General features: G+C 65.6%; 17 protein-coding genes. 7 read left to right on the top strand and 10 right to left on the bottom strand.

Annotation, left to right across the window (positions count from 1 at the left end; genetic code table 11):
• The first annotated feature begins 329 nt into the window (after positions 1-329).
• From BMX85_RS21015 to BMX85_RS21005, 3 genes are read left to right on the top strand one after another with little or no spacing between them, the layout of a single operon-like run.
• On the top strand, positions 330-809 hold the full coding sequence (locus tag BMX85_RS21015) for a TadE/TadG family type IV pilus assembly protein (RefSeq protein WP_090323262.1): 480 nt from the start codon (positions 330-332) through the stop codon (positions 807-809).
• Between the two features lie 8 nt (positions 810-817).
• Complete coding sequence (locus BMX85_RS21010) at positions 818-1,453, top strand: TadE/TadG family type IV pilus assembly protein (RefSeq protein WP_229210594.1); 636 nt, start codon at positions 818-820, stop codon at positions 1,451-1,453.
• Entirely contained in the window at positions 1,453-2,826 is a 1,374-nt protein-coding gene (locus tag BMX85_RS21005; protein ID WP_090323256.1) for a vWA domain-containing protein, read from the top strand. The genes BMX85_RS21010 and BMX85_RS21005 overlap by 1 nt, the downstream gene beginning before the upstream one ends.
• A gap of 3 nt (positions 2,827-2,829) precedes the next feature.
• On the opposite strand, the gene BMX85_RS21000 is transcribed toward BMX85_RS21005, so the two are convergent.
• The 3 genes from BMX85_RS21000 to BMX85_RS20990 form a co-directional block, all read right to left on the bottom strand.
• Positions 2,830-3,564, bottom strand: a complete 735-nt coding sequence (locus BMX85_RS21000; RefSeq protein ID WP_090323253.1) for an alpha/beta hydrolase — start codon at positions 3,562-3,564, stop codon at positions 2,830-2,832.
• Between the two features lie 17 nt (positions 3,565-3,581).
• Complete coding sequence (locus BMX85_RS20995; RefSeq protein ID WP_090323250.1) at positions 3,582-4,247, bottom strand: DUF3108 domain-containing protein; 666 nt, start codon at positions 4,245-4,247, stop codon at positions 3,582-3,584.
• Positions 4,248-4,324: 77 nt separating this feature from the next.
• Positions 4,325-5,242: a LysR family transcriptional regulator gene (locus BMX85_RS20990; protein WP_090323248.1), complete on the bottom strand. Its 918-nt coding sequence runs from the start codon at positions 5,240-5,242 to the stop codon at positions 4,325-4,327.
• Between the two features lie 119 nt (positions 5,243-5,361).
• Between BMX85_RS20990 and BMX85_RS20985 the strand changes: the two genes are divergently transcribed.
• Positions 5,362-5,757 (top strand): RidA family protein, encoded by a 396-nt coding sequence (locus BMX85_RS20985; protein ID WP_090323245.1) that lies wholly within the window; start codon positions 5,362-5,364, stop codon positions 5,755-5,757.
• Here BMX85_RS20985 and BMX85_RS20980 read toward each other — a convergent pair.
• The 6 genes from BMX85_RS20980 to BMX85_RS20955 all read right to left on the bottom strand — a co-directional run bounded on the left by BMX85_RS20980 (position 5,729) and on the right by BMX85_RS20955 (position 13,093).
• Positions 5,729-7,936 (bottom strand): tetratricopeptide repeat protein, encoded by a 2,208-nt coding sequence (locus tag BMX85_RS20980; protein ID WP_090323242.1) that lies wholly within the window; start codon positions 7,934-7,936, stop codon positions 5,729-5,731. The genes BMX85_RS20985 and BMX85_RS20980 overlap by 29 nt on opposite strands.
• A 22-nt stretch (positions 7,937-7,958) precedes the next feature.
• A complete protein-coding gene (locus tag BMX85_RS20975; RefSeq protein ID WP_143068040.1) occupies positions 7,959-8,174 on the bottom strand; it encodes a hypothetical protein in 216 nt (71 codons plus the stop codon).
• Positions 8,175-8,196: 22 nt separating this feature from the next.
• Positions 8,197-9,870, bottom strand: a complete 1,674-nt coding sequence (locus tag BMX85_RS20970; RefSeq protein ID WP_090323237.1) for a phospholipase D-like domain-containing protein — start codon at positions 9,868-9,870, stop codon at positions 8,197-8,199.
• A 16-nt stretch (positions 9,871-9,886) separates the two neighbouring features.
• Positions 9,887-10,939 (bottom strand): DUF2278 family protein, encoded by a 1,053-nt coding sequence (locus tag BMX85_RS20965; RefSeq protein WP_090323234.1) that lies wholly within the window; start codon positions 10,937-10,939, stop codon positions 9,887-9,889.
• Between the two features lie 133 nt (positions 10,940-11,072).
• Positions 11,073-12,218 carry a TMAO reductase system periplasmic protein TorT gene (gene torT, locus BMX85_RS20960; RefSeq protein WP_090323232.1) on the bottom strand — a complete coding sequence of 382 codons (1,146 nt, stop codon included), beginning with the start codon at positions 12,216-12,218 and terminating at the stop codon, positions 11,073-11,075.
• Between the two features lie 26 nt (positions 12,219-12,244).
• A complete protein-coding gene (locus tag BMX85_RS20955; protein WP_177196837.1) occupies positions 12,245-13,093 on the bottom strand; it encodes a substrate-binding periplasmic protein in 849 nt (282 codons plus the stop codon).
• Between the two features lie 268 nt (positions 13,094-13,361).
• On the opposite strand from BMX85_RS20955, the gene BMX85_RS20950 reads away from it, so the two are divergent.
• From BMX85_RS20950 to BMX85_RS20940, 3 genes are all read left to right on the top strand, one after another.
• Positions 13,362-15,539: a phosphocholine-specific phospholipase C gene (locus BMX85_RS20950; protein WP_090323227.1), complete on the top strand. Its 2,178-nt coding sequence runs from the start codon at positions 13,362-13,364 to the stop codon at positions 15,537-15,539.
• A gap of 18 nt (positions 15,540-15,557) precedes the next feature.
• Positions 15,558-16,238 (top strand): PEP-CTERM sorting domain-containing protein, encoded by a 681-nt coding sequence (locus BMX85_RS20945; RefSeq protein WP_090323225.1) that lies wholly within the window; start codon positions 15,558-15,560, stop codon positions 16,236-16,238.
• A 203-nt stretch (positions 16,239-16,441) separates the two neighbouring features.
• Complete coding sequence (locus BMX85_RS20940) at positions 16,442-17,170, top strand: Imm52 family immunity protein (RefSeq protein ID WP_090323221.1); 729 nt, start codon at positions 16,442-16,444, stop codon at positions 17,168-17,170.
• A 680-nt stretch (positions 17,171-17,850) separates the two neighbouring features.
• Here the strand turns inward: BMX85_RS20940 and rng are convergent.
• Positions 17,851-19,317, bottom strand: coding sequence for a ribonuclease G (gene rng / locus BMX85_RS20935; protein ID WP_090323218.1), 1,467 nt, complete (start codon positions 19,315-19,317; stop codon positions 17,851-17,853).
• Positions 19,318-19,359: the final 42 nt, after the last annotated feature.

Below are 19,359 nucleotides of genomic sequence, written 5' to 3'. Positions count from 1 at the left end.
ACATATACGGTTGCCCTACAGCATTGGTTTCACTATAGTGAACAGACATTAAAAGTTAGTCAAAATAGTTGCGCTAGCGACACGTCGGAGTCTACGCACAGAAGCAGGTCCTGTCTAGCCGGATCTAGCAGAGCGTGCGCGGATGATGTTGAGGAAAAACATTAAATGATTACGCGAAACAAAATAAGCGGGTTACAATGTCTTCATCGCCACCCCGATCCAGTGGCGCCGGCGTCGGCGCGCAAGCGGCCGCAATCGCCTCCACCGCAGTGCCGCGCCGCGTGCGCTCTTGCCTGTCCCCCTGCTGTCCGCCTCACGGAAGCCTTGTTATGACTGTATCCAGATTCCCGCGCGCACGCCAGAAGGGCTCGGCAGCGGTCGAAATGGCGTTTATCGCGCCGGTGTTGTTTTTGCTGCTCATGGCCGTGTTCGAGTTCAGCATCATCTTCTTCACGTCGCTGACGATGCAGTACGCGGTGCGCGAGGGTTCGCGCTACGCCATCACCGGCCAGAGCGACCGCGACCCGGCCGCCAGCAACCGCCAGCGCTATTTGGCCATCATCCAGTCGATCAAGGACAATTCGGTGGGCATGTACGATTCGGTCAACCCGGTGATCACGGTCAACAACACCACCTACGCCACCGCCAACGCCTATTCGGCGACGATGTTCGGCGGCCCGGACGACGTGGTCGTCATCCGCCTCGATTGCAGCTGGAAGATCGTCACGCCGATCATCGGCGCGATGTTCCAGGGCGGCGTATTGCATTTTTCCGTGGCGACGACGATGCGCAACGAGACCTACCAATGAGGCGCCGCATGCCACCCCACCAATCCTTGCCGCGGCGGCGCCGCCGCGCCGGCGGACTGGCCGCCGTCGAGTTCGCGCTGTGGCTGCCGCTGTTGCTGCTGCTGGTCGTCGCGCTGGTCGACATCGCCCGCGGCGTGCAGGCCAACATGATCCTGATTAACCTGAGCCGCGAAGGCGCCAACCTGGCCTCGCGCGGCAAGCTGCAATTGTCGGAGAACGCGCAGGTCATCATCGGCCAGGTGGCCGCGTCGGGCTCGCCGCTGGAGATGAACGAGCGCGGCATGATCTATGTGACCCGCATCATGGGACTGGCCAGCAACGGCGTCACGCGCAGCATCGTGCTCGAGCAGTACCGCTGGGACGACTCGGTCAACAACCGCGGCTTCCGCGTCAGCGGCTACGCGCCCGCCAGCAAGATCTGGACCTGCGGCAGCTGGGCCGGCGCCGTGGCCGGCACCTGCGTGGTGCCGACCGGCGCCAACGCGCCGGCGGTAGCGCTGATGAGCGGCGCGCTGGCCGACGGCGAAGTGATCTACGTGGTCGAGACGTTCTACAAATTCAACATGGTGTTCGCGCCATTCTCCCTCGGCTCGGTGTCGACCTCGACCATCGGCCCCGATCTTTACTCGATGACGGTGTTCTGATGAGACGCTTCCCCAAACCCCAACAACGCGGCATGGTGACGGTGCTGCTGGCGATCTGCGTGACGGTGCTGATCGCGGCCGTCGGGCTGGTCCTCAGCGCCGGCCTGAGCTACATGATCAAGTCCAAGCTCAACGCGGCCACCGACGCCGCCAGCCTGGCCGCCGCGCGCGCCACCAGCATCGGCGGCGACCAGGCCACGCAGACGGCCAACGCCCGCGCGGCGGCGACGCGGTTTTTCAACGCCAATTTCCCGGCCAACTATTTGCTGTCGACGCCGACGCTCAACGAAACGCAGGTGAGCTTCAACGGTGGCGAGGTGACGGTCAACGTCAGCGCATCGGCCACCATGCCGAGCGTGTTGATGGGCGGTGTGGTGTCCGGCCCGCTGTCGCCCAGCGTGATGACCGAAACCAAGCGCAAGGACCTCGACATGGTCGTCACGCTCGACATCTCCGGTTCGCTCAGCGGCCAGGCGGCCACCGTGCGCAGTTCGGCCATCACCTTCCTCAAGCAATTCAATTCGGAGCGCGACCGCGTCGGACTGCTGCATTTTTCCTATGGCGCCGTGATCGACGATCAAATCCGGCCGATCGCGCGCGGGTTCGACCGCACCAGCATGACCACCCACATCAAGGGCTATGCGTTCACCGGCTCGACCGCCTCGCCCGAGGGCATGTACGAGGCGCGCAGAATGATCAACAGCGTGCCGACGGCCAACCTGAACCGCTCCAATCTGCGCGTGATCGTGTTCTTCTCCGACGGCGCGCCCAACTCGTTCGGCACCTATCTGACGTGGAACAACGGCGTCTGTAAGAAACCCGGCACCGTCACCACCGACGACGACGGCAGCGGCGAGCCGGGCGGGCTGTACAAACTCGACCAGCAGTCCGACGACGTCGGCGACGGTTGCACCCCGGAGACCGAGTACAACGGCACTTATCTGAAGAACCGCGCCTCCGCGCTGCCGGCCTTCTACAATGCGCACGTCACCTATGAACAGTCCAACGACCCGAAGACGACGTACGAGTTCCCGGTCGTGACCAATTCGCCGCGCGTGGTGACCAACGCCATCACCTACCGCAACGTCAACCGCGCCGCGCGCAACCTGGTCGAGGCGATGGCCGCCAAGTCGCGCGACGAAGGGATCTTCGTCTTCACGCTCGGACTGGGCTCGGCGCTGAAGGCCGGCAGCGGCGCCGATGGCGAAAAGGGCGAGGACACGCTCAAGTGCATGGCCAACGCCACCGACGCGCCGAGCCGCTGCTTCAACGCCGCCAAGCCGATCGGCGTGTACTGCTACGCCGCCACGCAGGCCGACCTGACGCCATGCTTCTCCAAGCTGGCCAGCGCCATCCTGCGCATTTCTAAGTAAGCCTCAGCGTCCGGCGATCCGGCGCAGCGCCGCGCGCGCGACCGGCGCCGGCACCACGTGCGGGCCGTCGAACTCCTCGTAGTGGACCGCATAGTGCTCGCGCGCCAGCTGCAGGGCGATCGCGCGTCCCTGCGTGACCGGCAGCACCTCGTCGCCGCTGCCGTGGGCGACGAACACGCGCGGCCGCCCGACGCGCCGCATCGGCTTCATGAAGCCGGGCGAGAACGCCACGATATCGCTGAATAAATCTCCGTTCATCAAGCCGACCGACAGCGCGTACGAAGCGCCGTCGGAAAAGCCGCCGATCACCAGCGCGTCCGGGTCGACGCTGTAGCGCCGCATGGTCCACGCCAGCACGCGGTCGAGGAAGGCCAGGTCGGGGCCGTAGCCGCCGCGGATCACGTCCCAGCTGTCGGTCAGCGAGCGCGGTATCAGCAGCAGCGCGCCATGGCGCCGCGCGTGCTCGATGGCGCTGTCGTCGGCGCCGCCGAGCAGTTGGCGCACGCCGTGCAGCAGCACGATCAGTTGCAGCGGGCGCGCGGGTGCGCCGTCGGCCGGCGCCGGCACGTGCAGCACGGCCTGGCGGCCGTTGGCGAAGGCCAGCGTGTGGCGGCCGGGCGGCAGCGGCGCCGGCGGTGCTTGCTCCAGCAGCGCCAGCGGCCGCAACGCCGGACGCGCGCGCAGCCGGCCGTCGCTATGCGGGTCGGCGGGCGTCGCGGGAGGGGATCGCGTGGCCACGGCGCCTGCCTATGCCGCTACTTGGCGCGCACGTAGGAGGTCAACTCCCAGCTGTCGCGGTTGAAAATGCGGCCTTGCCAGTCGGTGTCGCGGTAATCGAGCTTGACGAAGTTGTTCAGTTCCGGGGCGAACCAGACCGTCTCGGTCAACTGGCCGTTGCCGCCGTTGCTGTTGGTTTCGTCGCCGCGGTAGAGCGCCTCGACCACCACCTTGATGGCGTCGAACTCGCCGGCCGGCGCCTTGATTTTTTCCCAGTCCAGCACCTTGCCCTTGATGGTGTAGCGCCAGTGCTTGCCCTGTTTCGGATTGTCGCCGGTGACCTCGGTGCTCCATTCCTTGCCGGGGGTGAGCGGGAACGCGTAGCGCGCGAACGACGGCGAGAAATGCATCGCGCCACGGTCGACCGGGTTCATTTCGGCGCTGAAGAGCTGCTTGGTCACCAGCGCGTTGCTGGACGCCCGGCGCACCTCGACGTGCACGCCGGCGTTGTCGATGGCGGTGACCTCCATCTTGTTGACGTTGCCTTTGACGCCTTTCCAGACGTCCGTGTATTGGTAGGTCCAGGAGTCGCCGACGGCCGGTGTGGGCATGGGCGCGGGCAGGTGCGCCTCGGCCAGTGCGAACGGTCCGGCCAGGACCAGGCAAAAGGCGATACAACTTTTCAGGGTGATGCTGTTGCGCATACTGTCTCCTTTAATTGTAATTTGTTCGACAACGTTATCACAATCCGGGAGGCCCTCATCGGCTTTTTCGTCGGGATTCACCGGCCTTCGATGGGCGCGTGTTCCTTCATCAAATCGGCCACCCAGTCGATGAACACGCGCAGCCGGGTGCTGACATAGCGGTTCTGCGGATAGGCCACGTGCAGCGGCATGGGGGGCAGGCGCCAGTCCTCCAGCAGCGGCAGCAGTTCGCCGCTGGCCACGTGCGGCTTCGCCATATAGCGCGGCAGCCACAGCACGCCCATGCCGGCCAGGCCGGCCGCCAGATAGGCGTTGCCGTCGTCGACGGCGACCACGTAGCGCGCCTCGATGGCGACCGTCTCGTCGTCGCGGCGCAACAGCAGCGGATAGGTCTTGCCGGTGCGGCCCCATAAAAAGCCGACCACGCGGTGCGCGCCATGCTCGAGCTCGCTAGGATGGGCGGGCGCGGCGTGGCGCGCCAGGTACGCGGGCGCCGCGTACACGCCCAGCTGCAGGTCGCCGACGTGGCGCGCCTTGAGCGACAGGTCGCGCAGCGCGCCGCCGCGGATCACGCAATCGACGCTCTCGCCGATCAGGTCGATCGTGCGGTCGCTGACGCCCATGTCGATTTGCAGATCCGGATAGCGGGCGTGGAACGCCGGCAGCGCCGGCATCAGGATCATGCGCGCCAGCGGACTGGGCACGTCGATCTTGAGCTTGCCCTTGGGCTGCGCCGACGCATTCGACAGCCCGGACTCGGTATCGTCCAGATCCGCAAGCAGGCGCACCACGCGCTCGTAGTAGGCGGCGCCGTCGGCCGTCACGTTGACCTTGCGCGTGGTGCGGTTGAGCAGTTTGACGCGCAGGCGCGCCTCGAGCTGCTGCACCAGCTGGGTGGCGCTGGTGCGGCTGATGTGGAGCGTCTCGGCCGCCTTTGTGAAACTGCCCGCCTCCACCACCCGGACGAACGCCGTCATCGCATCGAACCTGTCCATATCGTCTCCCGATCCATTAATTGTTTGGATTATACAAATAGTGATGGGATATTTTTGGCGTTTATCTGGGCTTTGATTGCAAGTAGACTGGATTCTTCTGCATATATAAGGAGTTAGCCATGACAACCCGTGACGTCGTTTTTCCGCCCAACCGCCATGCGCTGTACGAAAAGCACCGCTACTCGCCGGCCGTGCGCGCCGGCGGCCTGTTGTTCGTGTCGGGACAGGTCGGCAGCCGCGAGGACGGCTCGCCGGAGCCGGATCTGAAGGCGCAGGTGCGGCTGGCGTTCCAGAACCTGAACGCGATCCTGGCCGCCGCCGGCTGCGGCTTCGACGACGTGGCCGATGTCACCATCTTCATGATCGATCCGGACCAGGTGTTCGAGATGGTATGGAACGAGGTGGCGCCCGAGTACTGGGGCCAGGCGCCGTTCCCGACCGCCACCGTCGTCGGCGTGACGTGGCTGGCCGGTTTCCAGTTCGAGATCAAGGTGGTGGCGAAGCTGCCGACATAACGCGGGCGACCTCGATGGCGGCCTCGTTCTCGCGATACTGCGGATCGGGGTCGCAGTCGACCGCCAGGCGGATATGGCGCAGCGCCTCGTCGTGCCGCCCCAGCGCCAGCAATTCGGCCGCCAGATTGTTGTGGGCGGCGGCGTGGCGGGGATGGATGGCGACGGCGGCCTGTCCGTGGCCGATGGCGCGTGCGCTGTCGCCCAGCGCCGACGCGGCCAGCGCGGCGTTGGCGTGCAGGTCGGCGTCGCGTTCCTCGTGGCGCAGCGCCAGGTCGTAGGCGGCCAGCGCGCCGGCCGCGTCGTCCGCCGCCAGCCGCAGGTTGCCCAGCTCGCGCATGGCGCGCCATTCCGTCGGCTTGATGGCCAGCGCGCGCTCGAAGTCGGCGCGCGCGCCGTTTTGGTCGCCGCGCTGCGCGCGCAGCATGCCACGGTTCAGATGCGCCTCGTAGTACGGCGGCGACAGCGCGATCGCCTTGGCGTAGGCGGCCAGCGCCTCCTCCTCGCGGCCGTCGAGGCGCGACAGCAGATTGCCAAGGTCGTTATAGTATTCGGCATAGAACGGGTCGCAGGCGATGGCGTCGCGCAGGCGCCGCTCGGCGCGCGCCGTGTCGTTCACCAGTTCGTAGACCTGGCTGGTGTTGTAGATCAGGATCGAGCGGTGCAGCTGGAACTGGTCCGCGCCGTATTCGTCCACGATGTCGGCGATGCCCTGCTCGCACAGCGCCAGCGCCTCGTCGAACTTGCCCTGGCGCGCCTTGATGTAGGCGTAGGCGTTCTCCGCGAAGACCTTGATGTAGGTGTGGCGCGGATGGTCGGGGAATTTCTCGTCGATGAGGCGCAGGTTGCGCACGGCGCAGTCCTCGGCGGCCGGCAGGTCGACCGGGATCTGATAGCGCCCGTACGTCATCGATTGCGCGTACAAGGCGGTGGGCACGAAGCGGCTGTCCGGCGACGCTTCCAGGAACTCGTTGAGGAACGACAGCGCGGCGGCGGTGTAGCCCATCGAGTACAGCACGAAGGCGGCGTTGATGAACAGGCCGTCGACGGCGTCGTTGCCGGCTTGCCGGCGGCGCTGCGGACGCGCCGAGAACAGCGCCGCGAAGAACTCGAACCAGGTGTCGTACAAGCCGATGCCCATCAGGACGTCGCACGGTTCGACCAGCGCCTGCAGGCGGCGCATCGGGTCCCGGATCGCCAGCGCGTGGACCAGCACCAGCGGACCGGCGCCGCGCAGGTGGCGCTCCAGCGCGGCCATGTGCCGCGCGTGATGCAGATCGTCCATCAGGGCGTCCGGCATGGCGGCGGCGTTGCGTTCGGCGATAAGATCGCCGCGGCCGGCGGCGGCGACGAAATCGGCGGCCAGCGCGGCCCGCCGCTCGCCGTCGAGCGTGCCGAGATACAAATCGACGACGGTGGCGACGGGCAGGGCGGCCGTCGTGCCCAGGTCCTTGCCCAGGCAAGTTGCCAGCGTTTTGCAGATTGCCGGATTGCCGCCCGATTGCAGGTAGACCGCGTCGCGCCGCGCCGGCGGCAGGTGGCCGACGTCGGCCGCCAGTTCGAATTCGGCGCGGCCGAGTGGCGCCAGCACGACCGTCGGCAGGTCGCCGGTCAGCCCGGTGGCGCTGCGGTCCAACAGGACGAAGCGCAGCTTGCCCGATAGTCCCGGCAGCCGCCGCAGGATGTCCAGCAGGTGCCTGGATGTCGGGGACATGCGCTCGGCGTTGTCGATCACCAGCGACACAGGGAAGGGGGAAGCGGCCAGCGCGTCGCCGACGAATTCGGCGACGCCGACCAGCAGCTTGTTTTGATATTCATAGTGGTAAAACCGGGTGCGTTCCTCGCGCGGCGCGGTGCCGGTCAGGTCGCGCGGCATCTTGAACGCCGCGCAAGGCCGCCAGGGCCAGACGCGCTTGAGGCTTTGTTCATGCCGGGCGGCCAGCGCCGGGCGGTTGGCCGCCGCGTCGTCCAGCAGCCGCAGCACGAACGGCTCGAAGCCGGCCAGGTAGCCGTGGGTGTGGCCGTCGCCGTCCAGCTCCCACGGCGCCGCGCCGGGCAAGGTGGCGAGCGCCGCCCGCACCGTGGCGCCGGCGCCGAGGCCGCGCGCGCCGGCCACCACGACGATTCCATGGTCGCGCAGCGCGGCCGCCACCGGCTGCGTAAAGTCCTGGCGGAGGTTCATCTTCGGCCGGCGCCAGCGATCGTCACACCGTGCCGAGATACGGCGTGGTGGTGCGGATCTTGATCTTGGAGATCGTGACCTTCTTGATGACGGAGGTCCCCCTCGGCGCGCCGGACTCGTAGACCAGCTTTTGTTCCTCGGTGCTTTCGACGCGTTCGTCGGTTTCCGTTTCGGTGATGATCTCCGGGTATTTCGCGTTGTGCGGATTGGTGCTCGGGGTGGTGCTCAATTCACTCATGATGCGACTCCTTCGGTGGTGGTTACACGGTGCTGCGGGAAAAATAGCGGCGTTGACGGTTCCTGAAGCCGGGCGCGAAGTAGGCGGCGGCCCAGCTGCGGTCCTCGTTCAACGGTTTGACCTCGAACGGCGCGCCCGACAACGCCGCCGACTTGACGGCGTCGCGGAACGCGTAATGGGTGTACGAGCGCATGAACTCGCCCAGGTAGATGTCGGCGACGTCGTCGTCGCCGGCGATCACCAGCATGTTCTCGTCATTCTGCTTGCTGGAGGCGACGCTGAAGTTGGCCGAGCCGGTGATCACCAGCGGCCGCGCGCCGAGCGGATCGACCAGCATGAATTTGGTGTGGACGAACTGCACGTGCTTGGCCATCGCGTTGCTGCGTTCGAGCAGGAACTGGTCCAGCGCGTTGGTCCTGAGATAGGCGCCGATCGCCACCCGTCCGGCTTCCGTGGCGCGGATCTGGCGGACGGTTTGTTCGAGCTTGTCGACCTGGGTTTTGTTGCCCTTCAAACCGTCCATTAGCACAAGGCGCAGGCCGGCGTGTTCCGGCGTCAGCGCCTCGCCCAGTTGCGCGTCGATCGAAAACGCCAGGGTGAGCAGCACCGCGTCGGCATTGGCGATTTCGCCGATGTAGCGGTCCAGCGCGTCGCGCTGCTGGCGCGGACTGAACACCGGCGTGCAGCCGTCGGGCCACGGCGCCGGCAGGGGGAAGGCGGCGACGATGTCGGCGCGCAGGTCGGCGCCGCCGGGATCGGCCGCCAGCAGCTGCCAGTAGCGCAGGAACTGACCCGCCACGCCGGCGTCCCATACTTCGTGTCCGGCGTTGAGCTGGCCGAAGAAGCCATTCTGCGACCAATTGAGCGAGCCGCTCCACACCGCCGCCGGCGCGCCGCCTTTCGACAGCACCAGGAATTTGTTATGCGCGATGTAGCTGGGATTTTGTTCGCGCGCGATCGCCACGTCGGCCAGTTGCGCGGCGTCGATCTGGTCGCGGTTGTCCTCGCGCGGGAAGGCCGGGCTGTCGGCGTCGCCGTTTTGCTTGGCGTCGTAGACCAGGCGCACCTCGGCGCCGCGCCCGCGCGCCTGGCGCAGCGCTTCGAGCACCGGCGCGTGCCGCGCCTCGTAGATCGCCACGTGCAGCGCGTCGCCGGCCCCGGCCCGGGCGATGAAGGCCAGCAGCGCCTCCGGCAGGCCCCTGCCGAGCCAATCGAAGGCCTGGCCGTTGGGCACATCCTCGGGTGCGCGGTTGTTGAAGCGGCGCGCGTACTCCTGCGCCGCCACCGCGCCCCGGTTGAAGTGCACGGCGTGGCCGGACGCCGTGCGCGTGACGGTGCGCACCGCGACCTGCGCCTCGGCCAGCGGCTCCAGCGCGGCCGGCGTGCCGCCCAGCGCGACGACGCGGTAGGTGTAGTCGACGTCCGGCCGCGCCGTGTAGTCGGCCCACTGGAAGGTTTGCAGCGGGTGCTGGCGCGTCGACACCCTGGCGCCGGTCGCGGTGCCGGGGTCGGTGGACAGATAGCGCTTCTGGCTGTCGAGCCAGCCGGCGCGGCCGGTGCCGTGGTCGGTGCGGTGCAAGGCGAAGCCCTGCAGCTGGCCGGCGCGCGCGGCCGGCCAGTCGAAGCCGAACATCACGACATGGCTGCCGGCGATCGCCTGCACGTGCAGGCCGCCGTCGGTGCGTTGTGCGCGCATGGCGTCCCCGCGCGGCCTAGAATTTCAGCGAGTAGCCGGGATTGGACGCCTGCGCCTTGGTGTAGCTGACGCCATCGACGCGCAGTCCGTCCGCGTTGAGCAGCGTGATGATGCCGCCCTTGTTGGGCAGCACCACCGGCGCCGCCAAAGTCACGCGCACGGTCTCGCCGGCGGCGACGGTGCCGGCCAGCGGCATGGCGTGCTTGTCGCGGTCGAGCAGCTTCCAGCCGGCCAGGTCGACCGCCTGCGGCGTCAGGTTGAGCAGGGTGACGGTTTCGATCTCCGGCGAGCGCACCGGATTGACCAGCGCGGCGACGATGCGCAGCGCGCCGTCGGGCGCCTCCGGCGTCGGCAGGCCGCCCGGCTCGAACGGGTCCGGCGGGTTGGGCTGGTCGCCCGGCGGTCCGCTGACGCCGCCCTCGATGCGGTGGCCGGTCTGGTCGTCGCTGTGCCAGGTCTGCGACTGGAATTTGAGGAAGATGGCGACCCATTGGTTCTGGTCGGGGAAGTGCAGCAGCAGCCCGCCGTCCTGGTAGACGCCGTCGTCCTTTTTGAAGTCGGCGGCGTTGGCCTGGTTCATGTGGATGTCGTGCACGCCGTTACCCGGCAGGAAACCGAAGATCTTGTCCTTCTTGCCGGCCTCCGGCCCCCAGCGTTCGCCGAAGGCGTACAGCAGCGCGTGCTCGTCGCCCATGGCGCGCTGGATGTGCTGGTCGATCTTGTCGTTGAGGTCGTTGTCGGGACCGTTGATGCTCAGCGGCAGCGGCACCATCTGGCGCGGATCGAACAGGTTGCCCCGGATGAAATCGAGCGCCGCGCCGGCCGGCTTGGACGGCAGCGGCGACCAGCCGACCGGCAGCTCGTCGAGGTGCGCCAGCAGCGGATGGTCGAAGTGCGGGTCGACCACGTATTCGACCTCGGACGGCGCCAGCTGCGATTTGACGTTGACGGCGATCCGGTAGTCGGTGGTGTCGTCGACGACATGGACCTGGTAGTGGGCGTTTTGGCTGGAGCCGAGCTGGCGGTTGATCGGACGGCCCTTGAGGACGCCGTAGTGCTGCAGTGGCATGATCTTCTCCGGATGGTGGCGGATGGCGCCGTCTGGCCCGTGGGCAATCAGGCGATGGCTAGATGACAATATAGCCGGTGGCCGCAGAAGTTCAAGCGAGCCCAAGAAGAAGAAAACGCGCGCGGCGCGGCGTCTATTTGCGCGCCGGATCGTACGACAGCACGGTCTTGTAGCCGGCCGGCGCGATCGAGGTATCGAGCGGATAGGTGGCGAAGTTGAGGCGGTCGACCATGCCCAGTTCGACCAGGATCGTGTGCGGCGCCTCGTTGCCGCGCCGTTCGAGCAGGTTGACGGCGGCGTTGATGGCGACCCGGGTTTGGCTCACGCCCTTGGTGTCGGCCGCCGCGTCGATGTCGCCCGTGCGTATCAGCCGCGCGATCTCGCCGGTGAGGTCGTAGGCGACCAGCCGCACCTTGCCGCTCAAGCCGGCCTGCCTGAGCGGCTCGAGCGCGGCCGGCGCGCAGCCGGTGCAGCCGAGCAGGTAGTCGAGCCGCGCGCCATGCCTGGCCAGCAGCTCGGCCGCCAGCCGCCGCTGGCCGGCGAAGTCGCTGTCGCCGTAGCGGATGTCGAGGATGTTGACCGCGATGGCGGCGTCCTGCGCCGCGATGCGGGTGCCGTCGACCTCGCCCTTGACCCAGCCCGCGCCCATCGGTCCGGGCAGCAGCGCGATGTTGATCGATTTGAGGCCGCGCCGTTGCGCGTCGCGCACCACCCAGCGCGTGGCCTCGAGGCCCATGCCGCGCAGCGAGCTGGTGACCTTGAGCGCCAGGTCGTCGCTGCGGCTGTCGTTGGCCAGCTCGATGACCGGAATGCCGGCCGCGCGCGCCTTGGCGATCGAGGCGTTGTTGGCCGTCATGCCGATCGGCGACAGCACGATGGCGTCGTACTTGCCGGCGATGGCGCGCTCCATCTCGCGCAGCTGGCCGGCCAGGTCGTTGTAGCCCTGCGCCGGCAGGATGTCGACCGCTACGCCCAGCCGCTTGGCTTCGCTGACGACGCCGTAGGCGCAGCCGCCCCAGTACGGGTCTTTCAGGTGCGGGAACAGGAAGGCGATGCGCCAGCGTTTGCTCGCCGGCGCGGCCATGCGGTAGTGGCCGGGCACCACCCGGCCGCTGGCGAGGGCGTCGTCGGCCGAGCCGTTCGGCTGCACCGGACGGAAGATCGACAGCACCGGAATCGGTGCGAATTTGGCTGGCGGCGCCGCCGGCGCGGCGGCCGCGCACGCCGACACGCCGATCAGGCTCAGTAGCAGCGACAGGCGGTGGCGTGGCGTCGACATGGCGGGGCGAGTCTCCTCGAAACGGGTCAGGGCGGATTGGACGGAGCGGCGGGGCACGGCTTATTGTACGCGGCGGCGCTGGCGCCGGCCTCCCTCGAACGGCCATCGGCGGCCGCGCCGGCCGGCGCCAGCACGCCGTGCCTGGCCGCCAGGCGGGCGAATTCGCCCGAGCGCACCATCTCGGTGAACAGGGCGCTGTACTGGTCGCGCGCGGCGGCGAACCCGGCGCCGCGCGGGAAGGCGAGATAGCCGTCCAGTTGCGCGATGGCGGGACACAGGGCGGCGAGGCGCCCGCTGTCGCGCAGTGTGCCGATCAGCGCGGCGTTGTTGCGCTCATTGGTCGCCAGAAGGTCGACGCGGCCGTGCATCAGCATTTGCACGCCGTGTTCCAGCTGATTGACTTCGCTGATGTTGAGCCGGGGCCGGGCCTGATCGAAGCGGGCGCCGTAGTGCCAGCCGCGCACGGCGGCGATGCGGGTGGCGGCGATCGGGCCGAACTCGCCGCGCCAGGGCGGGTTGGCGCCGTTGCGCGTGTAGAACACCATGCGGTCGCGGTAGAAGGGCAGTTCGACGAAGGCGTACTGTTTGTCCCGTTCGGGCGATTTGTAGGGGCCGATCAGGATGTCGGCCTGGGCCCGTTGCACCATGGCTTGCGCGCGCGCCCACGGATAGATGCCGAAGCGTACCGTGTCGCCCGCGCGCGCGGCCAGCGTGCGCAGCACGTCGACGCCCAAGCCCCGCCACTGGCCGTCGGCGCCTTGTTCGAAAATCCGGTCGAAGCGCGCCCCCACGGCCAGGCGCTCGGCGGCCGTGGCGCTTTGTGCCGCGCCAAGGATGGGCAAACATGCGAACAACAGGTGTTTAAGCGCGCTCATGAACAGGTTCCCGGGCCGGTCGATGACGCCTAGTCTAGCATGCGTGCCGTAAAGAAAGTTACTTGCCGGTTCCGATCGGCGGCGCTTGGCGGGATTGTTACCGAAATAAGAAAAGTGCGATAAATGCATGGCATGTCATCAACTTTTCATCGTTGGTGCGTAAGCTCTCGGCTTGCATGACCTCCGTTTTCGTGTTTCCCCGACAATCGACCTGGATCAATCAAATGCATATCTTCAGATTCGCGCCCGCCCGCACACAGGTGTCCGCATGAGCCGCCGTGACTTCCTCCGCACGATGGGCAAGTCGGCCGGCGCCAGCGCCGTGCTGGCGACCTTTCCGCCCTCGATCCAAAAAGCGCTGGCCCTGCCGGCCAACCAGCGCACCCGCAGCCTGCAGGATGTCGAGCATATCGTCGTGCTGACGCAGGAGAACCGCAGTTTCGACCATTACTTCGGCACCCTGGAAGGGGTGAGGGGATTCGGCGATCCGTTCCCGATTCCGGTGATGGACCGGCAAAATCTGTTCAACCGCAAATCGGTGTTCGTGCAGAGTTCCGCCGGCGGCGCGCCGGTGCCCGGACGGCCCAACTGGCCGCAGGGCCGCGCCATCGCGCCGTTCCGGCTCAACACGGTGCAGGACTTTCCCGTCATGCGCGTGGCCGGCACGCCACATAGCTGGCTCGACGCCCAGCTGGCGTGGGACCACGGACGCATGAACGACTGGTGCGCGGTCAAGCAGAACCACTCGATGGGCTATTACGCCGACGCCGACATTCCGTTCCAGTTCGCGCTCGCGCGCGCCTTCACCATTTGCGACCACTACCACTGCGCCACCCAGACCGGCACCAACACCAACCGGCTGTTCCTGTTCAGCGGTCACAACGATCCGCTGGCGGCGGCGGGCGGCCCGTCGACCGACAACAGCCGCGACGACTTCAATCCGGACATGTCCACCGACTACCTGTGGACCACCTATCCGGAGCGGCTCGAGGCGGCGGGCGTCAGCTGGCAGGTGTACCAGAACATGGCGGACAACTTCACCGACAACTCGCTGGCCGGATTCCGCTCTTTCCGCAACGCATGGTATCGCCGGCCGGGCTATTCGCAAGCGCTGCGCGACCGCGGCACCACGACGCGCGACCTCGACCTGCTCAAGGCCGACGTGCTTGCCAACCGCCTGCCGCAGGTCAGCTGGGTGGTCGCCACCGCCGAAGGCTCCGAACATCCGGGACCGTCGAGTCCGGCGTCGGGCGCCGACTACATCGCGCGCGTGCTGGACGCCCTGACCGCCAATCCGGACAGCTGGAGCAAGACGGTCCTGCTGATCAACTTCGACGAGAACGACGGCTTCTTCGACCACATGCCGCCGCCGGCGGTCCCGGCGTACACCAGCTACGGCGGCAATCCGGCGCAATCGCAGCTGGCCGGCGCGTCGACCGTCGATACGACCGGCGAGTACCATCACGTGCTCAACGGCGCCGATGCCCGCACCCTCCATCGCCCCTACGGCCTCGGGCCGCGCGTGCCGATGTATGTCATCTCGCCGTGGACCAAGGGCGGCTGGGTCAATTCGCAGGTGTTCGACCACACCTCGGTGGTGCGTTTCATCGAGGCGCGTTTCGGCGTGCGCGAGCCGCTGATCAGCCCATGGCGCCGCGCGGTGAGCGGCAACCTGCTGTCCTGCTTCGACTTCGCCAACCCGAACGACAACGGCTTCAAGCAACTGCTGCCGGAAACGGCCGCGCGCCGTTCGATGGCGCTGAGCCTGCCGAACACCAAGGTGCCCGCGACACCGGCCACGCTGTCGGCGCCCGTCCAGGCCGCCGGCGTGCGTCCGGCGCGCGCGCTGCCCTATGAACTCCAGGTGCAGGCGCAGGTGCCAGCGGGCGGCGGCCAGGTGGAGCTCCGGTTCGACAACCTGGGCGAGGCCGGCGCGGTGTTCCACGTGTACGACCGCCTGGCGTTGGAGCAGGTCCCGCGCCGCTATACGGTCGAACCGGGCAAACAGCTGGCAGGCCGCTGGAACACCGCGGCCGCCTACGATCTTTGGATACTGGGACCGAACGGCTTCCATCGCCACATCGTCGGCGACGCGCGCGCCGCCGGCAACGCCGCATGGCCGGAGATCAGCATCCGCGCCGAGCGCAGCGCCGGCGAGCTGCTCATCGACCTGGTCAACAATGGCGCCCAGCCCTGCACCTTCGAACTCACCGCCAACAAGTATTACGCCAACAAGCCGTTGCAAGTGCGCGTCGTCGCGCGCTCGAAGAGCACCGTCCGGCTGCCGCTGGCATCGAGTTCCAACTGGTATGACTACAGCGTGCGCGTGGCTGGCCTGCCGGGCTGGCTGCGCCGCTTCGCCGGCCATCTGGAAAACGGCTTGCCGTCGATCAGCGACCCGGCGATGCACGGGGCCGCGCAACTCGACCAGTACCGCGTCGTTTAACTTTACAAGGAGCTATTCATGAAATGCAGATTTTTCGTTGCCGCGGCCTTGTTCGCCGTGGCATGCAGCGGCAACGCTGCCGTCACCTACGGTCAGAACCTGGTTGTCAACGGCGACGCGGAAGCGGGCGTAAGCGGCTGGACCGGTTATTCGGCTTACAACATGGTGCAGTCGGTGGACTATGGCAACAACTGGGTGCTGCCCACCCAGCCCGGCCCGGTCGATCGCGGAACCAAGATGTTCGCCGGCCTCGGGCAGTATGCCGTGGGGTCGCAAACGCTGGACTTCGGCATGCCGACGGCCCAGAACACGTCCTATTCCCTGAGCGGCTGGCTCGGCGGCTGGGCCGACCAGGGCGATAACGCGCTGTTCTATGTGCAGTTTCTCGATGCGGGGAACAATGAGATAGGAAGCGCCGCGATCGGTCCCGTCACCGCGCAGGATCGCGGCAACCAGACCGGCCTGTACTACCGGGAATCCTCGGGAATCATGCCTGCCGGTACCAGCAAGCTATCGTTCTGGCTGTCGATGGAGCGTCTCGTTTCGGGCGACAACGATGGCTACGCGGATAACCTGTCGTTCATCGCGCGGCAGACTGTCAGTCCAGTACCCGAGCCGGGCGTGGCGGCGATGTACTTGCTGGGCTTGGGCATGCTGGGCGGGGCGCTGCGCCGCAAGGCGCGCGCGCGCATGTCCTGATACCGCATCAGTGTAAAGGGACAGGTCGACGAAGGCGAAGCGCCTGTCCCGTTCGGGCGATTTGGAGGGCCGGCGGCATGTGCCGTTGTTGAGGCTGCGTCACCAGCCCAATTACACTGGCATTTTATGGAACCGAAATGCTATCTTTACTGTACTGAATCGTTCAGTTTATCCTTACTGCCCATTGTTACACACTTGACTCCATGAGTTCCTATCTCGCTGTTAGCGCAAACATCAGGACTGGCACCAGTCTTCCATCCTTGGACAACCAGTACAATGATCTGTGGAAACTCGCCAAATCTCTGGAAACATTGGGCCAACCGATCAACGATTGGTTCCCGCCTGCGGACACGGAAGCCAATTCCTTGTTAAACCAGGCATTTACCTCCAGTGGCGTCAGCCCAGCCGCACTCGCGCTAGCGAAGGCTGACAAGGGCAATCGCGCAACTGATCTTCGTACATTGGGGGTCTGGAATGGTAAGGATGACCAGGGCGCGATAGTATACACCGCGACCTATAATACCAGCCGCATTCCATCAGATCTGGATTTTAGCGCCGACGGGGTTACCGAATTTATCGACTATAGGAATGTAGTTACACTCGTAAAAGCTGTGATCACTATATGGAATCCTATATTAGTAAAAGTGGTACCCAGCGGATACAGCAAACGCCGAATATTCCCTGACCGCCCGCCGGGATGGATGATTTATCTCCCGTTTGAGGTAAACGCAAAACAAGTCCCGGAAGCGGCCCATGTAATTCCCATCACGGACGGAAAAGGCAAAAAACAACAAGGAACTTTGATCGTAACGGTGACTGATAGGTTCGATGTGACTGACCCAGAACATGTGAAGAAGGCAAATGCCATCGAGACTCGACTTGTAGACCAAGATCTGCTCCCGACGTTGAGGGAGTTTGTGACAAAATTCTAGCCCACGATTCATTCGATTCGCTCAGCGCTGGCTGTCGTTAACCGCGTGTTTTCGATACTCAGCGGGTTCTTCACCTCAGTATGGAATAGAAGCAACGTCAGCCAAATGAAGCTACTTTAAATGCCGCCATAGCTTGAGATCGCCATACAACACACATGAATCTTGTTCGCTCCGGCAAATAACTACCTCCACACACACAAAGGATTTAATGACAATTTCACCAGGAAAGCTTGAACATGTTGATGCTCGAACTGTGTGGTTATCTGAGGCTCGGGATTTCACGCCGTGGCTCGCGCAAAACCTTGGACTGCTCGGCGAGGCGCTTGGGCTGGATCCGGAGCTAGTACAGATGGCCAACGCAATCAAACAGTCTTAAACCCATCTGACATCGATATCAGATCAAATTTGAGCTACTACATCGCCCCCTTTCCGCTCGCCCCTTAAGTCCCCCAGCCAGGCATCGTGGAGCGACACGAGAACGTGGTGCTGAAATCTCTAAGAACCTGAGCGAGGCAAGGCGATATGTGGATTGGAAATATACAACCCTGCTACTCTTTGATACCTTAAGGTAGGGGTATTTACAAGTTGGAGCTGCATGAGACATGTGTAGCTAGCTGCGTAGCTAAGGCTTAGAGATACTTTTTCTAAAGCGTAAGAAGTTGATTCTAAAGGATAAATCCTCACATTAAAATCACGTCGTATTGCTCCTGGTGGTAGGCCGTTTCCACCTGCAATGAGATCTTCTTGCCGATGAAATCCCCCAGCATCGCCAGATGCTGCGACTCCTCCTCGAGGAACATGTCGACCACTTCCTGCGACGCGAGGATGCGGAATTCGCGCGGGTTGAACTGCTTGGCTTCGCGCAGCAGTTCGCGCAGGATCTCGTAGCAGATGGTGCGCGAGGTTTTCACTTGCCCCTTGCCGGCGCAGGCCGGGCAGGGTTCGCACAGGATGTGCGCCAGCGATTCGCGCGTGCGCTTGCGGGTCATCTCCACCAGTCCCAGCGCCGAGAAGTTCGACACCGACACCTTGGTGCGGTCGCGCGACAAGGTCTTTTTCAGCTCCTGCAGCACGGCGTTGCGATGCTCGTTGTTCTCCATGTCGATGAAGTCGAGGATGATGATGCCGCCCAGGTTGCGCAGGCGTAGCTGGCGCGCGATCGCGTGCGCCGCCTCCAGGTTGGTCTTGAAGATGGTGTCGGCGAAATTGCGCCCGCCGACAAAGCCGCCGGTGTTGACGTCGATGGTGGTCATCGCCTCGGTCTGGTCGACGATCAGGTAGCCGCCCGATTTGAGGTCGACGCGCCGGCCCAGCGCGCGCAGGATCTCCTCCTCGACGCCATACAGGTCGAACAGCGGCCGCTCGCCGGTGTAGTGCTGCAGGCGTGGCAGCACGCCGGGCGTGTAGGCCTTGCCGAATTCGACCAGGTTCAGATGGTTCTCGCGCGAGTCGACCTGGATGGTGGCCGTGTCGTCGTGGACGAAGTCGCGCAGCACGCGTTGCGCCAGGCTCAAATCCTGGTGCAGCAGGGTGGTGGCGGGTTTGGTTTTCGCGCCCAGCATGATCGCGCCCCAGGTCTTGCGCAGGTATTCGACGTCGGCGGCGATGTCCGAGTCCGACGCGTCCTCGGCTTGCGTGCGCACGATGTAGCCGCCTTTTTCGTCGGCCGGCAGCAGGGATTGGAGCCGCGTGCGCAGCGCCTCGCGCTCCGCTTCCTTTTCGATCTTCTGCGAGATGCCGATGTGGGCGTCCTGCGGCAGGTACACCAGCATGCGGCCGGCGATGGAGATCTGCGTCGACAGGCGCGCGCCCTTGGTGCCGATCGGGTCCTTGATGACCTGCACCGTCAGCACCTGGCCGTCGAACAGGATTTTCTCGATCGGGGTGGGGGCGGCGTTCTGGCCGCCGTCGTGCGGGCGCGCCTCCCAGATGTCGGCCACGTGCAGGAAGGCGGCGCGTTCGAGGCCGATGTCGATGAAGGCCGATTGCATGCCGGGCAGCACCCGCACCACCTTGCCGGAATAGACATTGCCGGCCAGGCCGCGCGTGAGCGTGCGTTCGATGTGCAGCTCTTGCACGGCGCCTTGCAAAATCAGGGCGACCCGCGTTTCCTGCGGGGTGATGTTGATCAGGATGTCTTCGTTCATTTGTCTCGGCGGCCGGCTGGCGCGGCTTCTGTGGCTATGTGA

Source organism: Duganella sp. CF517 (assembly GCF_900110275.1).
Lineage (GTDB): Bacteria > Pseudomonadota > Gammaproteobacteria > Burkholderiales > Burkholderiaceae_D > Rugamonas.
The sequence above is the reverse complement of the archived record's forward strand: the minus strand, read 5'-3'. Positions and strand labels throughout refer to the sequence as shown.